This window comes from Streptomyces sp., from assembly GCF_035645055.1.
Classification (GTDB): domain Bacteria; phylum Actinomycetota; class Actinomycetes; order Streptomycetales; family Streptomycetaceae; genus Streptomyces.
This window is the reverse complement of sequence record NZ_DASQNH010000054.1, coordinates 69,531-89,332: the sequence shown is the minus strand read 5'-3', so window position 1 is coordinate 89,332 and position 19,802 is coordinate 69,531. Positions and strand designations below refer to the sequence as shown.

15 protein-coding genes and 2 pseudogenes are annotated in these 19,802 nt (G+C 68.2%); 15 read left to right on the top strand and 2 right to left on the bottom strand.

Annotation, left to right across the window (positions count from 1 at the left end; all coding sequences use genetic code 11):
• Nucleotides 1-5 precede the first annotated feature (5 nt).
• The 8 genes and pseudogenes from VE614_RS18090 to VE614_RS18055 form a co-directional block, all read left to right on the top strand.
• On the top strand, nucleotides 6-299 hold the full coding sequence (locus tag VE614_RS18090) for a hypothetical protein (protein ID WP_324937725.1): 294 nt from the start codon (nucleotides 6-8) through the stop codon (nucleotides 297-299).
• A 736-nt stretch (nucleotides 300-1,035) separates the two neighbouring features.
• A complete protein-coding gene (locus VE614_RS18085) occupies nucleotides 1,036-1,455 on the top strand; it encodes a hypothetical protein (RefSeq protein WP_324937723.1) in 420 nt (139 codons plus the stop codon).
• 399 nt (nucleotides 1,456-1,854) lie between these two features.
• Complete coding sequence (locus tag VE614_RS18080) at nucleotides 1,855-2,865, top strand: RNA-binding protein (protein WP_324937721.1); 1,011 nt, start codon at nucleotides 1,855-1,857, stop codon at nucleotides 2,863-2,865.
• Nucleotides 2,866-3,072: 207 nt separating this feature from the next.
• Nucleotides 3,073-3,721 (top strand): annotated as a pseudogene (locus VE614_RS18075) (transposase); the annotation flags it as partial.
• A gap of 230 nt (nucleotides 3,722-3,951) precedes the next feature.
• Nucleotides 3,952-6,201, top strand: a complete 2,250-nt coding sequence (locus tag VE614_RS18070) for a sensor histidine kinase (RefSeq protein WP_324937719.1) — start codon at nucleotides 3,952-3,954, stop codon at nucleotides 6,199-6,201.
• Nucleotides 6,202-6,203: 2 nt separating this feature from the next.
• Nucleotides 6,204-6,914: a response regulator gene (locus VE614_RS18065; protein ID WP_324937717.1), complete on the top strand. Its 711-nt coding sequence runs from the start codon at nucleotides 6,204-6,206 to the stop codon at nucleotides 6,912-6,914.
• Nucleotides 6,911-8,005 (top strand): ComEC/Rec2 family competence protein, encoded by a 1,095-nt coding sequence (locus VE614_RS18060; protein WP_324937715.1) that lies wholly within the window; start codon nucleotides 6,911-6,913, stop codon nucleotides 8,003-8,005. Before VE614_RS18065 ends, VE614_RS18060 begins: the two co-directional genes overlap by 4 nt.
• Nucleotides 8,006-8,104: 99 nt before the next feature.
• Nucleotides 8,105-8,649, top strand: a pseudogene (locus VE614_RS18055) (ISAzo13-like element transposase-related protein); the annotation flags it as partial.
• Nucleotides 8,650-8,739: 90 nt separating this feature from the next.
• Here the strand turns inward: VE614_RS18055 and VE614_RS18050 are convergent.
• Both VE614_RS18050 and VE614_RS18045 read right to left on the bottom strand, forming a co-directional pair.
• A complete protein-coding gene (locus tag VE614_RS18050) occupies nucleotides 8,740-9,279 on the bottom strand; it encodes a GNAT family N-acetyltransferase (protein ID WP_324937713.1) in 540 nt (179 codons plus the stop codon).
• A complete protein-coding gene (locus VE614_RS18045; RefSeq protein WP_324937711.1) occupies nucleotides 9,276-10,559 on the bottom strand; it encodes an XRE family transcriptional regulator in 1,284 nt (427 codons plus the stop codon). The genes VE614_RS18050 and VE614_RS18045 overlap by 4 nt, the downstream gene beginning before the upstream one ends.
• 241 nt (nucleotides 10,560-10,800) lie before the next feature.
• On the opposite strand from VE614_RS18045, the gene VE614_RS18040 reads away from it, so the two are divergent.
• The 7 genes from VE614_RS18040 to VE614_RS18010 all read left to right on the top strand — a co-directional run bounded on the left by VE614_RS18040 (nucleotide 10,801) and on the right by VE614_RS18010 (nucleotide 19,799).
• Entirely contained in the window at nucleotides 10,801-11,247 is a 447-nt protein-coding gene (locus VE614_RS18040; protein WP_324937709.1) for an ATP-binding protein, read from the top strand.
• A 287-nt stretch (nucleotides 11,248-11,534) separates the two neighbouring features.
• Nucleotides 11,535-11,663: a hypothetical protein gene (locus tag VE614_RS18035; RefSeq protein ID WP_274240598.1), complete on the top strand. Its 129-nt coding sequence runs from the start codon at nucleotides 11,535-11,537 to the stop codon at nucleotides 11,661-11,663.
• 188 nt (nucleotides 11,664-11,851) lie between these two features.
• Nucleotides 11,852-12,031: an FxLD family lanthipeptide gene (locus VE614_RS18030; RefSeq protein ID WP_324937704.1), complete on the top strand. Its 180-nt coding sequence runs from the start codon at nucleotides 11,852-11,854 to the stop codon at nucleotides 12,029-12,031.
• A gap of 217 nt (nucleotides 12,032-12,248) precedes the next feature.
• On the top strand, nucleotides 12,249-15,203 hold the full coding sequence (locus VE614_RS18025) for a lantibiotic dehydratase (RefSeq protein ID WP_324937702.1): 2,955 nt from the start codon (nucleotides 12,249-12,251) through the stop codon (nucleotides 15,201-15,203).
• Nucleotides 15,200-16,474 (top strand): lanthionine synthetase C family protein, encoded by a 1,275-nt coding sequence (locus VE614_RS18020; RefSeq protein WP_324937700.1) that lies wholly within the window; start codon nucleotides 15,200-15,202, stop codon nucleotides 16,472-16,474. The genes VE614_RS18025 and VE614_RS18020 overlap by 4 nt, the downstream gene beginning before the upstream one ends.
• 21 nt (nucleotides 16,475-16,495) lie before the next feature.
• Nucleotides 16,496-18,577 (top strand): methyltransferase, FxLD system, encoded by a 2,082-nt coding sequence (fxlM, locus tag VE614_RS18015; protein ID WP_324937698.1) that lies wholly within the window; start codon nucleotides 16,496-16,498, stop codon nucleotides 18,575-18,577.
• A gap of 88 nt (nucleotides 18,578-18,665) precedes the next feature.
• Complete coding sequence (locus tag VE614_RS18010; protein ID WP_324937696.1) at nucleotides 18,666-19,799, top strand: hypothetical protein; 1,134 nt, start codon at nucleotides 18,666-18,668, stop codon at nucleotides 19,797-19,799.
• Nucleotides 19,800-19,802: the final 3 nt, after the last annotated feature.

Sequence of the window (19,802 nt, the reverse complement as noted above, 5' to 3'; positions counted from 1 at the left end):
GGACCGTGTCGTCGCGCCGTCCGCCCCGGGAGCCTGTGGGCTGGGACCTGTTCGGGGATCCGGTGTACCGGCAGAGGAAGGCCGGGCCGCCGCCGCTGCCGTCGTACACGAGCGAGACGCTGCCCGCATACCTGTGCACGCCAAAACAGATCCGCGCGGAAGGGCTGGAGCCGACCGGCCCTCCCGGCGGGATGCTGTCGTGGACTCCGCAGGGCTCGTGCGCGCCGGCTCAGTGCCCGGTGTGGGACATCCGTAAGGCGATCAGGACGCTCGACCCGGCCCAGGACGGTCTGCTGTGAGTGGTACGGACCGCGTCACGTGGCCTGGATCGAAGCGCGGCACGCGTCCGTGAGGTCACGCAGCCGGTTCAGCCCGCTGGTGACCTTGTGTGATCACCCGGGGCGTATCGGCTCCAAGTCCCTCCGGTCTCGTTGCGGAGGCGGCTGGTGGTCTTGTCGTGGTAGCCGAGAGCGTCCGCGACGACGGGCGCGGGGAGCTCGAGGAGCTGCTGCCGGATGGCGGCGCCGCGGGCGGCGACTCGCATCAGATACGAGAAAACCCCGCATCTTGTGCGAGTCGGCGGTAGGGGCACAGGTCAACCCCTGCGCGGGCCCTGATGAAGCCCGAGACGCGGGTATCGTCACCACCAGAGACCAGGCTCAAGTCCGCAGGTCCGCAGCGTGATTGCCCATGACTCCCCGGGAGATTCACGACTGGCGCGAGTTCGCATCCGATGCAATTGGCGGCGGTCAGAACATCGGTACAGCCGTTGGCGTGCCCGCCGACATCTGCCGGATTGGAAGCGAACGTGTCTCAACCAGTCCATCGGCTCACAACCCGGTCGAAGATACTGTGGTTCTCAGCGGCTTCCGGTAGACATGAGGTTGACCGGCCACTCGTTCAGCGGAGTTATGGATGACGACGACCTCAGTGGCGTCTTCTGGGGGTGAAGGCGGAGCGCCTGGAGTTGGCGAGACTGTAAGCGCAGCGGCCCCAGGAGCGGACCCGGACACTCAGCGTAAGCACGCCAAGCAGATGGTCTGGCTCCGATTCACCATCTGGCTCGTCCTGTCGGTGCTCGTCGGGCTGGCGCCCACGATCAGCGAGTACCTGCATAGCAGGCAAACCGCCGGCGCCCCGCATCGCAGCTTCTGGGAGTGGTGCAGCGAGGCCCAGCTTTATCCCATGGCCATGTCACTGGTCATCGCTTCCGTCGGCGAAGCCCTGATGCAGTTGATGAAGAAGGCATCCGCGGCCTTGGTCTTGGTAACGGTAAACAACCTGATCATCATGGTGTTCGCAGCCATCCTCTCGCCTTCCTCCGGCGACGAGAACAAGATCAAAGAGGTCGTCGGCCAGCAGTCGCTGATCGCGTTCCTCGTGGCTGTGGCTGGTTCTGGGCTATGCACGTTGATGTGTGCGAAGGCCGCTGCGGCAGAGGAGACAGCGCGATGACGGATTGGTTTGTAACGCTCACCCCCGTTATTTCCACCGTGACCACGGCAATCGCGCTCTTGCTCCGCAGCGACGTTGCCATGGAGAAGGTACGGAAGCTGCTGGGCCTCCGCAGGGATTCAACACCTTCGCGGTCGGACTTCAAGGAGCCTCGTCTCTGAGCGGATGCGGAGTCTCAGGGGCTTGGTCAATTAGCAACCGGGTGGCCACGGTTCGTGAGAGTTGGCCACGGGATCTGAGATCCCACAAAGGGTCATGTAGGATCTTGTGGCTCGTGTCATAGAGCATTGCGCTGACGAGCAGGTTCCTGATCTGTCTCAGGATGTTGGCCTACGACTCTGTCTCACCTCCCATGGCATTTCCTCGTGGGGCGACGCAAGCGTGCTGGATGATGGGGCGGTGCAGCTCCCCTACGTCTACCGCGTCACCAAGTACGACCCTGCCGACCGTGACGAACACGGGCATTACACCGGCAGCGAGGACACCGTCAGCGATCACGGCGAGGTCGAGGCGTCTTATCTTCAGGCGGTCGCGGCCTTCGCCGGGGACAGCGGCGTCGATCACCTGGCCGTACGTGAACCACAGGTCCCGTCCTTGGCGCACTTCGGTGTGGAGCCTCCGGTGGACGGCTTTGGGTTGGACGGGATCTTCTCTGGCGGCCCTACCGGTTTTCACGACGGGGCAGAAGTACCGCTCGAAATCGGGCTGCAGCTGGTGCGCGTCATGTTGCGCGACAACGGAGCCTGGTGCCGGTTGGAGGTGGAAGGCGCGTTCGCGGTCCATGTGGGATGGGACCAGTACCTCTACATCAGCAGTAGTCGGCCTTGCGAGGAAGCGTTGGCCCACACCCGGGAGCTCGGACTGTTCCCAGAACGCCTGGACGCCTCCCCGTACGCCTTCGAGGCCGAGGAGGAAGATCAGGTCATCCAGCGTCCCGGCGATGACGACTTCTGGGCCGACCTGCACAGGGCAGTCGTCACCGGCCAAGCAGGAATTCTGGAAGAGACGTATCTCGAAGGTGCCTCACGATGGCACCACCTCACCAGCGACACCATCGACCCCGTTCGCGCTGGACTGGCTCCCCGGGTCCGTCTGGCCGTCTGGCCGCCCCTGTCCACCGACATCGACGCCGTCCTGAGAGCCCTGCCCGCTGATGGCCTCGTCGAAGGCGTGTGGCAGGACGAGTACGGCAACATCCGCAGCGCCATCGCCGAAGAGGACGAGTTCCCCGAACTGGCCGCCCGGATATCCCGTGCTCATGCCGCCGCGCTCCTGTCTGTATATGCGGGTGAATCTGTGCCTCTGTGCACTGCTGTCATGCCCGACAACGACGGAGTCCTACGGGCTCGTGGGCGAACCGAGCCGACGCCGGGCGACCGCGACTGGGCACTTCGTCAGCCTCAAGGGTGAGTGCTTCGACCTGCCGTCTCAGACTGTTGGCCGACCGGCCATCGAGTGGCCATCGGTGGTGAGATTCGGCCACGGAATCTGAGATCCCACAGCCCCGCCCCCGGGCGGTTCGCCGCGGGCAGACAGGAGAAGATCCCGAGAGGGTTGGTGCACCACTGTAGAGGCATGCCAACGTAGACGATCTTTCCGATCGCGGGGGAGAGACTCACCGACTCCGGCGGCGGCACCCACGAGTTCATCGCCTGGCTCGCGAAGGGCAGGTGGCTGTCGTACTCGGTCGGGGTGACCATCACCGACGCCATCCACCAGGCCGTCCTGAAGGTACCGGCCTGGGCTGGAACTCGACGGCGAGATCCGCGACGGCGCCTGGGGCGTCGAACTCGCCGGCGACTGCTTGACCGGCTGCCCGAAAGGGCTATGGCTGATCGTGCGCAAGGAACGGCCACACCCCGGCGCCCAGTTGCGTTTCACTGACGCCGACGCGGCTAACCCGCTTCGCCACCAACACCACCGGCGAGGCGATCGCCGCCCTCGAACTGCGGCACCGGCAGCGGGCCCGGGCCGATGACTGCATCCGCGCCGCCGGCCTGCGCAATCTCCCTCTCCATGACACCGCGCAGAACCAGATCTGGCTGGAGACCGTGCAGATTGCCCTCGACCTGCTCGCCTGGATGCCCCTGACCGGCCAAGCCCGGCTCTGGGAGTCCCGCCGCCTGCGGTTTCGGCTGTTCTCCACCGCCGCCCAGCTCGTCACCACCGGCCGCCGTCGCATCCTCCGCTTCGCAGGGCACTGGCCTGGACCGACGTGATCACGCATGCCCTGGACCGGCTCCAGGCCCTCCCGAACCCCGGCTGACGAGCACCTTCTCATCCCTGCGAGTAGCACCACCCCGACCGGAGCCGTGGAACCCGGCGCACACCCGACGCGACAGCCGGGCACTCCACCTGCCCAGACTCCGAAATTCCCCACCAACACTCGCCACAAAGCGTCCGTCAGCAAGCTGACGGACCCTCATGCAAGATCGAGGTTTGCGAACTACAGGTAATCCCAGAAGACTTCACTTGCACGGTCTCTATGTAGCTAGCATGCTGGAAGATCCCACTGCTCACGAGAGGCGGCGCCGGTTGGCCAGGCATCATCTGCGCTTCGCGCCCAAGATCCTCACGCGTCTCGGTGAAGAGCTCGTTCCGCATCCGGACATGGGAATCATGGAGTTGGTACGCAACGCGTACGACGCAGACGCCACCGAGTGCAGCATCGAGTTGGTCGACTCCGCGCGCACTGGCGGCTCGATCATCGTTTCGGACAACGGGCACGGCATGACCGATGCCGAACTCACCTCCGACTTCCTGCTCATCGGCAGTTCCAGGAAACCGTCGTCACCGTTCACCCGCAGCGGTCGAAGGCGGGTCGGCGAGAAGGGGCTTGGGCGTCTGGCAGCGCTTCGCCTGGGTCGGCGTGTGAAGGTCACGACACGGTCCGCGGCGACTCCAGGTGTGCAGTACACCCTGGGTATCGACTGGGACGAACTCGACTCCGCTCACGCGGTGGAGGACGTAGCGCTCGAACTCCGCGACGTCCCGCCTTACGCCCGTGTGGGAACTCGTATCGAGATACACGATCTCCGGCAGGGGTTGAGCGTCGCCGATGTCGAGCGGCTTACGCGCTCGCTCACGCTGCTCACGGGCCCCTTTCAGACTGAGTCGACCTTCAAGATTCTCTGGAATCACACGGCGTTCGGGTATGAGGACCTCACCTCGACCGTGACGGATGAACACCTGCAGTGGGCCGAGTTCCATTTGTCGGGACGGCTCGGTGCGGATGGCAGCCAGTCGGCGGAGCTCAGGGACCATCAGGGAAATCTGATTGGCACCGCAACGGCGAGAGACCTTCGGTCCGCGGTCGCCGGAGGCCGACGCCCAACGACCGCAACCGGCGGCGAGCGCCTTTTCACCAGTGCCCCTGCGGCCAAGTTCGACCTGTGGATGTTCAATCTCAACCCGAGGCATTCGGTCGCCCTGCGTGACTCGGTTCAGCCAACACCGGAGATTAAGAGCTGGCTTGCCGACGTCGGCGGTGTGCACCTGTATCATCATGGGTTGCGAGTTCAGCCCTATGGTGACCCTGACGACGACTGGCTGAGCATCAACGTCCGTCGCGCTGTGCTCTCCGAATTCCGCCCCTATACGAATAACTCCGTAGGGGCGTTGGTCGTCAATGATCCGGAAGATCGCCTCCAGCCGAAGACGGACCGTAGTGGTTTCGTGCAGAACGCCGCCTTCGGTGAACTACGTGAGTTCGCCCGGTCTGCCATTGAATGGGCATCACAGCGCCGTCGTCAGATTCGCGAAGCCGAACGGCAAGAACAACGCAAGCGCGCGAAGGCGCAGACGGCCGATGCCGAGGCCGACTTCACCGAAGCTAAGAAGGCCCTTGAGGAGCAGCTCGCAGATAATCAGGGCCGCCTGGATGGCAACTTTGACCGTGCGTCGGTCCAACGTATCTTGACCACCTCGCAGCTCCTTGCGGACCAGCGTCTGCGAGAGATCAAGGATCTCCAATCCGAGTTGCTCCTCTACCGGGCCCTCGCCACTGTGGGAACGAGTACCTCCGTGTTCGCCCACGAAGCGCAGCAGCCCGCTGATCGCATCCTCCAGGAAGCGCGTACGGTCGACCGGAGGGTGCGTCGGGACATCGATCCGGCAACTGTCGATGACCGCTATAAACCGTCTCTGAGTGCCATCATGGATGGGGCTCGTACCTTGCAGATCTTCGCCAAACTTCCTTTGGAACTTCTTGTCCGCAAGAAGCGCGATCTGACATACGTGGACATCGACGAAGTGTGCCTGGCCACATTGCGTCTGTTCCACAATTTCCTCAGTGACCGCTGCATTCACGTCACCCATGATCTCGATGGCCGGAACCTTCGCGTACGAACCTACGAGGCTGCGGTCGAATCCATCGTCTCCAATCTTCTCGTCAACTCCGTCCACGCGCTGACGCGTACGGACGGCGGCCTGGAGCGCAGGATCCACCTGGCGACCCGCTCCTTCGTAGATAAGGACGCTCCGTGGATTCGCCTAACCGTGGATGACTCGGGCCCAGGGATCCAGGACGCCTCGACGGAAGAGATTTGGGTTCCCGGATTCACCACCCGAGACGGTGGGACAGGCTTGGGTCTGACCATCGTCCGTGACACGGTTGGCGACATGTCGGGACGCCAGCAGGCGATCAGAAACGGCCCCCTAGGGGGAGCCCGGCTACTGGTCGAGTTGCCTGCCTCGACGACGTCGGCTCCCGCTGCCGGTAACACGAACGACGAAGGGGAGGAGTGACGATGGCTCTGCAGCTTGAGGATGTCCACAGGGTCGGCATCGTGGACGATGTAAAGGCCGACGCAGAAGCCCTCGGCCGACTCTTCGAAGACTTCGACATGCAGGCTCTGATTATGCCCCGGCCGCGTCCCCGCGCCACGGCGGAGGAGTATCTGTCGACGTTACCTCCTCTGGACGTACTCGTCTGCGACCACCAGCTGCGTAGCAGTTGGACGGTCGCATTCACGGGAGCGGAGCTCGCCGCCCGGGCCAACAGCCGCCCTCACAAGCTCCCGGCCATCGTCATGAGTTCGCATGTAGGCACCCACGAGGCATCATCCATCCACCGATGGCGGGCTGACATCCCCGCAGTCGTCCCCAAGCAGGCCGACGACGAAGAAGTCCTCGGCGCAGTCCGATACGCTCTCGAAGAGGCGGCGGGCAAGTGGTCACGAGAGCGGAGCCGGTTCCGCACCCCGATCGAGGTCCTCGCCGTGCACCCGGCAGGCGAAGCACCGTACGCCGAAGTGCTGGTCAGTGGCTGGAGCCTGACGAAGGTGGCGCAACTGCCGCTGCTGCGCTTCGAGGAGGACACGGGGATTCCTGCCGACGCCCTGCTGCCTGGCACCTGGTTGCGGGCCGAGGTCAACTGCTACGCCCCTCGGGCTGAGGACCTCTGCTTCGCACACATCTCCCTGGCCCCTCAACTGTCCGAGGATATCCGCGCCCTGTGACCGTTCCATTTCTCCCCCGTCAGAGCGCACCTTCCGAGGGCGACCTCGCAGTTACGATCCTGGATGTCGGTCACGGCAATTCCGCCATCGTCCGCGACGGGCCACGGTGCGCGGTTGTCGACGCCGCGGACGACACCACACACGCCGAACTCGAAAGACTCGGCTGCACGGGCCTTGAGGAAGTCATCGTGTCGCACGTCGACAACGATCACATCGCGGGAATGAGCAGGCTCCTCCTGGACCCGCGGTGGTCGCTTGGCCGTGTCCGAGTCAACACTGACGCGTCCAAGGACACGCGGGCGTGGCGGCACCTCCAGGAAACCCTGCAGCTCGTGGCGGACGACGAGCGCATCACGGGCATTCTTCCAGTATCTACGGATACGGGCCTTCCCATCCGGGTGGGCCGGGCGGAGCTCGAAGTGTGTCACCCTCGATCGCTGATGGCGCTCTCGGGTCCGCGCACGCGCGATGCCCGGTTCGGCACGGTGACGAGCAATACCATGTCCGCCGTCATCCGGATCCATCTCGACGGCGCGGCGGCCGTGCTCCTCGCCAGTGACATCGACGGCGTCGGCTTGCGGGACATCCTGGATCGCCGGAGTCAGCAACTTCGCGCGGATGTTCTCGTCTTTCCGCATCATGGCGGCCTCCCCGGAGCTATGAATCCGGTGGAGTTCGCCCGCTCGCTCACGTCCGCAGTCGAGCCGCGCATGGTGATCTTCTCGATGGGGACGAGTGGCCGAACAGCCAATCCGCGACCGGAAATCATTGAGGGCGTACGAGCGGCGGCACCCGACGCGCACATCGCCTGCACGCAGCTGTCGGTCCACTGCCACGAGGCGGGGTCGCCGCCGCCATCCGAGGGGCACCTCTCCAAGGCCATGGCCCGTGGCCGCTCCACGAGTCGCTGCTGCGCGGGCAGTATCGTGATCACCCGCACCGAGAACGGCTTCCAGTATGCGCCGCCGCTGTTTCGTCATGGGGAGTTCGTGCTCGCGTTGGCGTCAGAGACAGGGGCAGGATCGTTGCCCTTATGCCGCGCGGGGGCGTCGCCGATCCTGAACCCTGCGGCTGGCAACAGTGTCAGATAGCAGCAGGTGGACGAAGTCAGCTGTATCTCGGCCGGGACCGTCTTAGGGCTTGCCGGGAATCAAGTCGTGGCTTTCAGCTGTGTGACTCGATGTTCTGGTATGGCGAGACCGGAGGGGATCGAGGCCGTCCTGGCTGCGAAGTTCCAGGTGTTGTTGCCGCATCTGGACGAGCGTCAGCGTCGGCTGGTCATAGGGGCGGAAGCGCTGTCGCTGGGGCATGGAGGGAGCAGGCGCGTCGCTGCCGCGGCAGGGGTCCGGGAGGACACGGTCTCGCGCGGAGCGGCTGAACTGGATTTTGGTCAGGCTCTGTTGGGGCGGGTCCGTTGTCTTGGTGGGGGCCGGAAGTAGGCCGTGGACCTTGATCCGGGGCTGCGGCCGGCGCTGCTCGCGCTGGTCGAGCCCGACGAGCGGGGCGCCCCGATGCCGCCGCTGCGGTGGACGACGAAGTCGACCCGGAAGCTGGCAGCGGAGCTGACCCGGCAGGGCCACCGGGTCTCCGCCGACACGGTGGCCGGCTGCTGCGGGAGGAAGGCTTCAGTCTGAAGACCAACGCCAAGACCATCGAGCGTGCTCAGCACCCCGAGAGGAACGCCCAGTTCCGCTACCTCAATGAGCAGGCCCGAGACCACAGGGACGCTGGTGACTAGGTGATCAGCGTGGACAGCAGCCGCATGCTCCCGGGGCCGTCGCATCCAGGCCGTGTCGCCGGTACAGCGCGCTGTCGCGGGTGCCGGTCAGTGACAGGTGCGGATCATCACGGTGAGTACAGGCGAGGCCGGCGACGGCTGGCTCTGTCCGATGTCCTCATACCCCCACGACTTGTAAAGCGCGTGGACCTTTCCGTCGCCGGCGGCCGGGTTGACCATGAGGGTGACGTATCGCTCCTCACGGGTGGCGAGGAGCGCGTCATGAATGCGCCGGGCGGTGCCGGTCTTCCGCCAGGTCGGCCGGACGCCGATCTCTTTCAGGGCCACGGCCGGGCGCTCGGTGTACTTCTCCGCCGGCGTCGGGCTGGTGCGCTGCCAGTAGCGGTCGCCGTGCTCGATGGTGTTGCCGTAGGCGTAGCCGACCGGATGCCCGTCCGCGTACGCGAGGACGGCCGTGAACCCCGGCTCGGTGCCATGCCGGTCCAGGCGTTCGCCGAACGCGGTGACCGCGTAGTTCGGCAGGTGGAGGAGCGGGGCGCGGACTTCGGCGTACACGTCGAGGAGGTCGCCGCGGGCTGTGTCGAGGGTGGTGAACGTGCGCAGTTCGATGGCGGGCGCCGTGGTCATGCGGCCATCCTCCAGGCGGCAGCGTGCTCGGTCCAGGTCTGCACGCTGGAGCTGCCCGGCGCGGTGGCGCGCAGCGCGGCCCCGAACTCCTGCAGCATCCGCGTGACCCGAGCGTGCTGGGTAGCGGCCTCGGCAGGGACCTTCATCGCGGTGGCCGTAGCGGCTTCGGGGGCGCCCTGGGCGAGCTGGGCGTGTGCAAGCCGGGTGGTGGTGATGGCCCGGGACCGGATCATGTGGGGCCGGAGGGCGGACAGGCAGCGGTGGGCGTGGTACTCGGCAGTCGAGTAGTCGCCGAGCGCCAAGTGCGCGGAGAGAGCCAGGGAATCCAGCTCGGCCTGGTCGTAGAAGGCGAGCATCCACACCGGCCGGTAGTCGGCGGGGTCGGCGCGCAGCATGGCGTCCTGCGCCTGCTCGAAGGCCCGGCGCGTGCCGGTGCGGTCCTGTGCCGTGCCGTGGATGGCGCCCTGGCGGGCCAGGCCGAGGGAGGCGAACAGGGGGTCTCGGCGGGTGAGGTGCAGGTTGCGGGCGACGTCGTTGGCGGCGAACGCGTCGGCGGGGCGGCCCATGTGGCGGTACATGGTGCCCGCGTGGCTCCAGATGCGGAACTTGATCGCCTGGTCGCCGGACATCTCGGCGAGGGCCTGGGCCTCGCGCATGTGCGCCTTGGCGACGTCGTAGCGTCGGCCGTCGATGGCGGCCCACATAGCGGAGGAGCGGAAGGCGGCTGCTGAGGCGTAGAGGTTGCTGCGTACCCGCTGGGTGGCGCTGCCGGCGTTCTGGAGGTTGAGCGCCTCGTCGGCGAGTGCGGCGGCCCGCTGTTCGATACCGAGTTGTCCGCCGTGGCGGTGGTCGCTGGCGATGATCTCGGCGAAGCGCTTGTTGAGGCGGTTGACGTCGCTCATGCCGATACGGCGCGGCGATGCGGTGCCGGGTGCGGCTGCTGCTGCGGCAGCCGCCGCGATGCTGCCGACGAGGGTGCGGCGCTTCATGTCGGGGTCCTCCTGCTGCGGTGGGGCCGGGGTGGACGAAGGCCGGCTCCGTGGCACGAACCCTAAGGCGATGGCGGGTAGTCCGGTGACGTCCTCAAGTGCCCTGCGGGCGGCTGACTTTGGCCACGTGACCCGGCCTGCCTTCCATGCTCGGATCGACGAGCCGTCGAGTCCACCAGGGCGTCCGGTCAACCGTTCAATGGCCCTGTTCACGGCCTCGGCGAGGCTGTTGGAGCTGTAGCCGTGTTCGGTCATCCACGCCTCAAGAACGGTGTTGCGGGTGGTGTCCATGCGGGCACGGTAGTCCGCGCGACCCCCACCCGCCAGGTAAAGGAGAGGTCAAAACACCCTAGGTCGGTGCGTCGGCTGAGCACCTGAACGTCCTAACCAACGTGCTGGGAAAGGGAGTTGTCTGGGTGCTGGTCGCCCGCCGCGCCCCACCGTGCGGGCGGCTGTTGACGGCCCGGTCCGCCCTTGAGGTTCCCCCGCGGGGGCGGGCCGGGCGCCGAGACGACACGAAGGCTCCACCCCAATGACGAGTCTGAGAACACCAGTTGAGGCCCTCTCTGTCGGCCACCCCACGTACAGCCAGACCTTCCCGTGCACGCCGTCCACGGCCGAGCTCGGCCGCGAACTCGTCCGAGACGTCCTCGGTGTGTGGCACCTCGACGGCCTCGCCGACCGTGCCGCGCTGATCGTCACGGAGCTGATCGCGAACGCCTCCAGGCACACTCCGTGTCCCGAGATCCGCCTCACGGTTGGGCGGCCGAGCGCGACACGACTGCGTGTCGGGGTCGTGGACCGGGAACCAACGCGTCTGCCCATGCTCAGCCAGGCGGCTGACGACGACGAGTCGGGGCGCGGGCTGCTCCTCGTCGATGCTGTCGCTGACCGGTGGGGCTACGACCTGCACGGCTCGGGCAGATGCCCTTGGGGCAAGGAGGTCTGGGCGGAACTCCGTACCAAGGATGGCAAGTGAGCATCCCGGCCACGGCACCCTCGCCTCTTCCGGATCTTGCCCGACTCCGGCCACGCCAGCAGATGGCCATGGACTGCGCCCTCTGCGCCTGGCCACTGGGAGCGAGCGGCCAACGTCTGGGCGAGATACGCCACCAGGGCCTGCCGTTCCAGCTCTGGGCCTGCGCTCCCAACTGCCAGGCCGCCAGATCGACTATCCCGACCAGCTGAGAAAGGGGACATCCGTCCATGGAGTGGCCGTGGATCACCGGTGATTGCTGGCTCGGCTGCGGGCGTACCGGCGTCCTGGTGATCTGGCTCGGCCCGGTGCAGTGGGACGGGCAGCACGCCCCCTTCTACGCCTGCGAGCCGTGCCTCGATCGCCTCAAGGCCCAGGCGCTCGCCTACTTCATGGAGCGGCGGCCGACGTCCGCTTGATCAGACTTCCGGCACACGACTTCCCGGCGTGAGGCAGGCACCCCGCGAGGATTTCCTACGCGGAGCACGCCCCCTCGTGCCGGGCAGCCAGGAGCCGCCCGGGGAGCAGCCGTTGGCAGCGCTCCCGTGACGGCACCTGGTGGGCGCTCCAGCCCGGTAACACCGCCACGATTATAAGGAGTTGAAGCATGACGCGCAGCACCGTAGTTCCCAGCCGCACCGAATTGCGCCCGCAGATCCCGGGGGCGTCGGACGGCTTCGACCTGGACGTCTCCCTCGTCGAGATCGCCGACCCGGCGGGCCTGGTCAACCTGACCGACGACAACTGCGGGTCCACCTGCGGCGCCTGCACCACCAACGTCGCCTGACCCGGACCCCAGATCACCCCGGTCTGGTGCCGCCGCGTCTCCGCGCGGCGGCACCAGCCGCCCGCCCCCTCACCTACGGAGGTACTTGGTGGTTGCTCCGCCCACAGCGTTCCGCACCGGTTCCACCGCTCTCGTGCGCGCCGTGGCCCGGCCCTCGCTGCCATTCCCTCCATGCCCTGACCTCGATGACTGCTCGCCCAGTGGTTCGTCTGCCCGTGTGGCGTGGCTCCGCACGGTCTGGGCGAACACGGACGTCGCCGAGGCACTCCGGCACTCCAGCCCGGTTCTGGCCGCGCAGGTACGGGCCCTGTGTACGGCCGAGCACCCCGCCCTCCGTGATGTGCAGCGCGCGGTGCTGTCCGTGGCCCGTTACCTGCTGCGGGCCCAGCACCGGGCGACACCCTTCGGCCTGTTCGCCGGCGTGGCCACCGTGAAGTTCGGCCCGCAGGCGGGGGCCGACTGGGGCGAGGAGGACGTGGCCGTCAGCCGCGCGGGGGCAGAGTGGCTGGCGGCCCTGGTTGCACGGTTGGAGTCGTGCCCGGACCTCCTCGAACGGCTGCCCGTCGTCGTCAACAACACCGTGACGTACCGGGGAGACCAGCTCGTCGTGCCGTTCCAGCCCGATGTCCTGGGCGACCGGACTCGCGCAGTCGAGGCGTCTCTGGCCCTGACCGGACCGGTGCACGCGGTCCTGGCCGCGGCCCGACTGCCGATCCGGTTCGGCACCCTCGTGGACAAGCTCCGGGCGGAGTTCCCCGAGGCCGGTTCCGAGAAGGCGTGCCAACTGCTGGCGGAGTTGATCCGGCGGCGGGTACTGATCACGGGCCTGCATGCTCCGAGCACCGAGACCGATGCCCTCGGGTATCTGGTGGGCCAACTCGACGCGATCGATGCTGGAAGCCTCGCCCCGGTCGCGGAGACCGTGCGCGAACTCCACGCGGTCCGGGCGGGCCTGGAGGAGTGCGCCACGCACGGCGGCCGAGACAGCGTCGCGGCGCGGATGCGAGTCCTCGTCCCTGGCCTGCGTCGCCACCCCGTCGCGCTCGACCTCCGCCTGGACGCACAGATCGTTCTGCCAAAAGCGGTCGCCCGAGAGATCGAGCGCGCCGCTCTCATCCTGACCCGCTTGAGCAGCCGTCCGTACGGGACCGCCGCCTGGAACAAGTACCACCAGCGGTTCTACGAGCGGTACGGCATCGGCACGATGGTGCCGCTCGTGGAGGCCGTGGCGGACAGCGGCACCGGCTATCCCGACGGCTACCCAGGCGCTCCGGCCAGCTCACGCAGGCCCCGCGTCTCCGCTCGGGATGACGCCCTCGTACGGCTGGCTCAGGCCGCCGCGCTCGACGGCCGTGACGAAGTGATCCTCACGGACGAACAGATCGAGGCCCTGGACGTGGGTCCCGACGAGCCTCGGCTGCCGCCGCACTTGGAGATCGGGGTGCGGGTGCACGCGGCCAGCCTGGAGGAGTTGCAGCGCGGGCGGTTCCGGCTGGAGGTCTTGTACGTGTCCCGTGGTGCCGGCGTCTCCACGGGCCGCTTCCTCAGTGTGCTGGCCCCCGCCGACCGGGAGGCCCTGGTCGCAGAGCTTGCCGACCTCCCGGCCGCCGACGGCAACACCGTGCCCGCGCAGCTGTCTTTCCCGCCCCTGGTCTCCGAGAGCGCCCACGTCACCCGCTCCCCGCAGGTTCTACCCAACGTGATCAGTCTTCAGGAGCACCGCGCCCCGCAGGACACCGTCCTCACCCCGGAGGACTTGGCTGTGGGGTGCGACGGCCGCCGCATGTACCTCGCCGTCCCCGAGCGCGGACATCGCGTCGAGGCCATCGGGATGCACGCGCTGAACCTGCGCACCCACACCCCGCCGCTGGTGCGGTTCCTCACCGAGCTGTCCCGTGCCCAGTGCGCGCAGGTCACCGTCTTCGACTGGGGCGCCGCAACGGCGATGCCGTTCCTTCCACGTCTGCGGTACGGCCGGACCGTGCTGGCCCCGGCGCGCTGGCGGCTGGAAGCGTCCGAACTGCCCGGCCATGCCCGCCCTCGGGCCGAGTGGGACACGGCGCTCAGCGACTGGCGTGCCCGGCGGAGGCTGCCGCACCGCGTCTACCTCGTAGAAGGCGACCGGCGCCTCTTCCTCGACCTCGACGAGGCCGGCCATCGTGCGCTCCTGCGCCGACACCTCGACCATTCGCGCCTGGCCGTGCTCGTCGAGGCCCCGGGACCGGAGGCGTATCGCTGGTGCGGTGGGCGAGCGCACGAGGTCGTGGTGCCCCTCAAAGCAACCAGGCCGTCAGCATGGTCGCCACTGCCAGCCCCCAGCCGGGCCCGTGCCCTGTCTGCGACCCAGATGCAGACGCCCGCCGCTTCCTCGGTTCTTCTGGCCGCCCTGTACGGCGACCCCCGCCGCCAAGACGTCTTGCTCTCCCAGCATTTGCCCGGTCTCCTCGAACAGCTCGGCAACCCGCCGTGGTGGTTCATCCGCTTCCGCGACCCGAACCAACACCTCCGCGTACGCATCGCCCTCCCCGACGCGCAAGCCTTCGCCGACACGGCCCGAACGGTGAGCGCCTGGGCCGACGAGCTACGAAGCATCGGCCTGCTGGCCGATCTGCGCTATCCCACCTCCTACCGCGAGATGGGCCGCTGGGGCTCCGGCGCCGCATGGGAGGCGGCCGAGGAGGTGTTCCGGGCGGACTCGCGCGCCGTCCTGGCCCAGCTCGCGCAGCCACAGCGCCCCAGTCAGCGCACGCTGGTGGCGGCCCACACGGTCGCCATCGCCTCCGCGTTCCTCGGCACCACCGAGGCCGGGGTGCGGTGGCTGATCGACCATGTCTCGCCGACCGCACCCGTGCCCGTTCCGCGCCCGCAGTTCACCGAGGCCGTACGGCTCGCCGACCCGAGCGACGACTGGTCGGCCTTGCGCAGTGTCCCGGGCGGAGACGCCATCGTGTCCGGATGGGTCGACCGGGAAGCGGCACTCGCCACGTACCGGCCGCACCTGCCCGGCCCGGGCACCCAGGGCATCGCCGTCGACGACGTCCTGACATCCCTGCTGCACGTCCACTTCGTGCGCCACGTCGCCGTGAACTTCCCGGAGGAAGAGGTGTGCCTTTACCTGGCGCGCGCCGCCGCCCTGGCCTGGACGGCCCGCACCAAGGAGAGGGCCTCGTGAACGCGCACCCCACGCTCGGCCTGGTCGACGCCATCGCCGCCCGGCTCGCCGACCCCGAGACCATGCCTCACGGCTCCAGGACGCTGTGCTCGGACCGGCAGCATCTTGCTTACGGGCCACCCGGCATCGCGCTCCTGCACATCGAGCTGGCCGCGAACGGCCTCGCACCGTGGCACCGCGCCCACGACTGGCTCGCCGCCGCCTCCCGACAGCCGCTCACCAGCGGCCCGGACAGCCACCCGTTCTACGGAGTGCCCGCCTTCGCCCACGCCCTGTCCTGTGCGGCCGATCACCTTCCCGGCTCCTACCAGCGCGCCCTCGACGCGATGGACGCCCAGATCGCAGTCGACGTCGGACGCCGTCTCGACGCCGCACATCGCCGCATCGACGCCGGACGCCTGCCGCAGCTCGCCGAGTTCGACGCCATCCGGGGCCTCACCGGATACGGCGCCTATCTACTGCGCCGAAAACCCGGCAGGTCCACGATGCGCGCCGTTCTCGACTACTGCGTGCGCCTCACCGAACCGATCACCCACCATGGCGAGAACCTGCCGGGCTGGTGGGCGGAGACCGGGCCCTCGGGCAGCCCGGACGACCGATTCCCCGGCGGGCACGCCAACACCGGTATGGCGCACGGCATCAGCGGCGTGCTCGCGCTCCTGGCCCTTGCCGCTCGGAACGGCTCCGTCACCGATGGGCACCACGCAGCACTGCGCACCATCCTGGCCTGGCTGGACCGCTGGAAGGAGAAGGCTAACGGCGGACCGGTCTGGCCGTACTGGGTCACTCAGGGCGAGCTGCGAAGCGGGCGTCTCGCCCCGTCCGCGCCCCGTCGGCCATCCTGGTGCTACGGCACCGCCGGCCTCGCCCGCGCCGAGCAACTTGCCGCGCTTGCCCTCGGCGACACCCGCCGCCAGATTGCCGCGGAGAAGGCATTCGTGGCCGCCCTTACCGACCCCGAGCAGCTGAAGGCCACGACGGACAACGGCCTCTGCCACGGGTTGGCCGGCCTCGCCCACGTCGCCGCGCGTACGGCCGACGACGCCCGCCCCTCGACCGCGGAGAAACTCCGCGCCGCGATCCCGGCCCTCCTGGCTGCGGTCATCCCACCGGGCACCGACCCCGAACTCACGGCCATGGCGCTCATCCAGGACGAGGAAAGCGGCCCCGGCCTACTCGACGGCGCCGTCGGCATAGCCCTGGCGCTCCTCGCGCCCAGCACCGCCGCACCACCCCGGTCCGCCTGGGACGCATGCCTCCTCATCGCCTGATCCACCGACCGAAGGACCTCATTGCCTCCCGACCGCTGGCAGCAGCACAACATCACCTTCGTCGACCGCGAGATTGCCCAGCGCACCATCGCCGAACGCCTCGGCCCCACCCTGATCGAGGCGGAGGCCGACGGGCAGCTCACCGACTGGTGGTTCATGAACAAGCAGCCCTGGCCGCTGCGTTACCTCGCGGACAAGCCCTCACCAGCCATTGAGTCGCTCTTGAGCGATCTAGTCGGCGACGGCGTGGCCGTGTCGTGCCTGCCCTGCGTCTACGAGCCCGAGACCGCCACGTTCGGCGGCCCGGAGGCCATGGACACAGCCCACGAACTCTTCCACAGCGATTCCCGCCACTTGCTCACCTACCAGCCGAGCCCGATGCACCTGGGACGCCGGGAGACCGCCGTCCTGCTGACGAGCGTCATGATGCGTGGCGCCGGACTCGACTGGTTCGAACAGGGCGACGTATGGGCGAAGGTCGCGGCCCTTCGACCGGCCATCGCTCCACAACCGCCCGAGCGAGCCATCGAATTGGCTCCGGCCATGCACAAGCTCATGACCGCCGACGCCCACAGCCTCTGTCGCCCGGGTGGCCCACTCCACGCTCACGAGGAATGGGCGACCGCCTTCGAACGGGCCGGTGCCACGCTCGCCGACCTCGCAGCCCGCGGCGCCCTCACCCGCGGCCTGCGAGCCGTCATCGCCCACCACGTGATCTTCCACGCCAACCGCGCCGGTCTCCTCCGGGACGACCAGAGCGCCCTGTCCCACATCGCACGAGAGGTAGTCATGGGAACGAGTGACCACACCGAGTCGCCCACCGAGGCAACGGCCGACGCCGATAGCGTCAGCGCGGTGAACACCGACACGATCACCACCCCCACGGCGGACGCCAAGCGCCTCCGCAACGCCCTGGTCGACCAGCTCCGCGCGGACGGACACGCCCGCACGCCCGCCGTCGAGACCGCGTTGCGGACCGTGCCCCGCCACGTGTTCGTGCCCGACGCGTCACTCGAAGACGCCTACGCCAACGCACCGGTGCACATCAAGTACGACACCGACGGCACGTCCATCTCCTGTGCCTCCCAGCCGGGCGTCGTCGCCCTCATGCTGGACCAGCTCGACGCCCAGCCCGGCGAGCGCATCCTCGAACTCGGCGCCGGCACCGGCTACAACGCCGGCCTGCTCGCCCACCTGGTCGGCGAGAGCGGACACGTGACCACCCTCGACGTCGACGACGACCTCGTGGAAGGAGCCCGTGCGCACCTCGCCGCCGCCGGGATCACCAACGTCCAGGCAGCGACCCGCGACGGAGCACTCGGCTACGCCGAGGCAGCGCCGTACGACCGGATCATCGCCACGGTCGGCGCGCACGGCGTACCGCACGCCTGGCTGCGACAACTCGCCCCCGGCGGGCGGCTTCTCGTCCCCCAGCGTCTCAAGGGCACGGTGTCCCGCTCCATTGCCTACGAGCAGCGTGACGGCCGATGGGTCTCCCTCGGCAGCGAGATGAACACCTTCATGCCGCTTCGGCGGGGCATCGCCGACGACGACCGCCGAGTAATCCCGCTCAGCACGGACGGCACCGTACGGCTGCAGGCCCCCGCCGGACTCAACATCGACGCCGACGCCCTCGCAGGTGTACTCGACCAGCCGCGCACCGAGGAGTGGACCGGCATGACGGTCCGCGCCATGGAATCGCCGGAGTGGATGGAACTGTTCCTCACCTGCTCCCTGCCCTCCGGCCTGATCCGGATGCTGTTCCCTCAGAGCGCCAAGGGCACTCTGCTCACCGAGGATCCCTACCCCTCGTCGACCGCCGTCGTCGACAAGGGCGCCGTCACCTACCTGGCGCGGCGGCTGTCGGAGAAGAGGACCCCCGAAGGCGGCAAGCTCTGGGAGTTCGGCGTCATCGGCCACGGTCCCGGCAGCGACGAACTGGCCGCGAAGGTCGCCGACGCCATCCGCACCTGGGACCGCGAATACCGCAGCCGCGAAGCCACGTTCGAAATCCAGCCCCTCGACGCCCCCAGCATCGAGCGGCGCCCCGGCCTCTTCGCTCTCGACACCCCGCTGAACCGCATCGTCGTCGACTGGCAGTGACGCCCCACGCGTAGCGGACGGTGCCCGTCGACACATGGCTGGCGGGCACCGCCGCCTCAGCATTCCTCACTCTCGACAAGGGGGATCCATGGACCCACACGGCTCCACAGCCCAGCGCTTCCCGCTCGTCGCCCGATTCCGACCCGCCTGCCTGCCCCTGCCTGAACGCGTACGCGCACTCGTCGACCTGGCCGACACCGCGGTGAAAGAGACCGACCAGGGGCTCGCATCGGCCGTCTACAACCAAGCCGCACTCATCGCCTCCGACCTCGACCTCCCCGACCTCGCCCGCGAGATGTGCCACCAGCACGCCGCCGCCTACCTTCATGCCTGCCCCCTGCCCGGCATGAGCGCGATCCGAGGACTGGAACCGATCGTCAACCTCGCTCGCCTTCAGATCCGCGCCGGTCACGCCGATGAGGGTCGGCAGCGACTCCTCAACCTGTACAAGGCCGTCGAGGCGGGCGCAGCCGCCCGGTTCGAGCGCGTCACCGTACCCGCGAGCCTCACTGCGACCGGCGAAGACCGCCAGGAGGTTCGCGCGTGGCTGTGGCGCGTCCTCCTCGCAGACGGCACGCGCACCCTCACCACCGAGGGGCGATGGGCCGAAGCGCTGGCGCACATCGAGGCCCACCATGGCATCGGAAAGCGGATGCTCGACGGTCGGCAGGTCGCCGTCCTCGCCGCTCTCGTTGCGGGTGACACCGCGTGGGCCGCTGCCCTCCTTGCCGACACGATGCCCGGCGACCCATGGGAACAGGCCGTCACGACATGCCTGACCGTCCTATGCCGCCGCGACGCCGGGCAGCCGATCGACGGGCACCTGGCGGACCTGGTGACGGTCTACTCCGGACGGAAGACCGAACCCGGGATGATCGTCTTCGACACCCGGCTCGGACTTACGGTCCTCGACGCGATCGGTTCCGCCGAGGCGCTCACCGCGCACGGCATCGTCGAGGACCTCCACCGCAGGACGACGGACGCCGAAGACGGCTATGCGGCCCGCGAGAGCTTGGCTCACCCTCTGTACACCAAGATCGCCACGGACCGGCAAGTGCAGAACTGTCGCGCGCTGGTGCGCGCCTGCGCCCTCGGCTCAGGGACCCTCCCGAACGAGCTGCGAGGAGAACTGACGGCGGCTCTGCGCGCCAGTGATCGCGTGATCCGGGAAAGCCTCGCACGTTCCTCCGATCCCGGAGGAACGCAACCCCTGCGGCTCTGACGG

What these genes read in the sequence shown, in the direction of transcription:
- VE614_RS18085 (WP_324937723.1), top strand. Translation starts at nt 1,036, where the DNA reads ATGGTCTGGCTCCGATTCACCATCTGGCTCGTCCTGTCGGTGCTCGTC.
- VE614_RS18070 (WP_324937719.1), top strand. Translation starts at nt 3,952, where the DNA reads ATGCTGGAAGATCCCACTGCTCACGAGAGGCGGCGCCGGTTGGCCAGG.
- VE614_RS18065 (WP_324937717.1), top strand. Translation starts at nt 6,204, where the DNA reads ATGGCTCTGCAGCTTGAGGATGTCCACAGGGTCGGCATCGTGGACGAT.
- VE614_RS18050 (WP_324937713.1), bottom strand. Translation starts at nt 9,279, where the DNA reads ATGACCACGGCGCCCGCCATCGAACTGCGCACGTTCACCACCCTCGAC.
- VE614_RS18045 (WP_324937711.1), bottom strand. Translation starts at nt 10,559, where the DNA reads ATGGACACCACCCGCAACACCGTTCTTGAGGCGTGGATGACCGAACAC.
- VE614_RS18040 (WP_324937709.1), top strand. Translation starts at nt 10,801, where the DNA reads ATGACGAGTCTGAGAACACCAGTTGAGGCCCTCTCTGTCGGCCACCCC.
- VE614_RS18030 (WP_324937704.1), top strand. Translation starts at nt 11,852, where the DNA reads ATGACGCGCAGCACCGTAGTTCCCAGCCGCACCGAATTGCGCCCGCAG.
- VE614_RS18010 (WP_324937696.1), top strand. Translation starts at nt 18,666, where the DNA reads ATGGACCCACACGGCTCCACAGCCCAGCGCTTCCCGCTCGTCGCCCGA.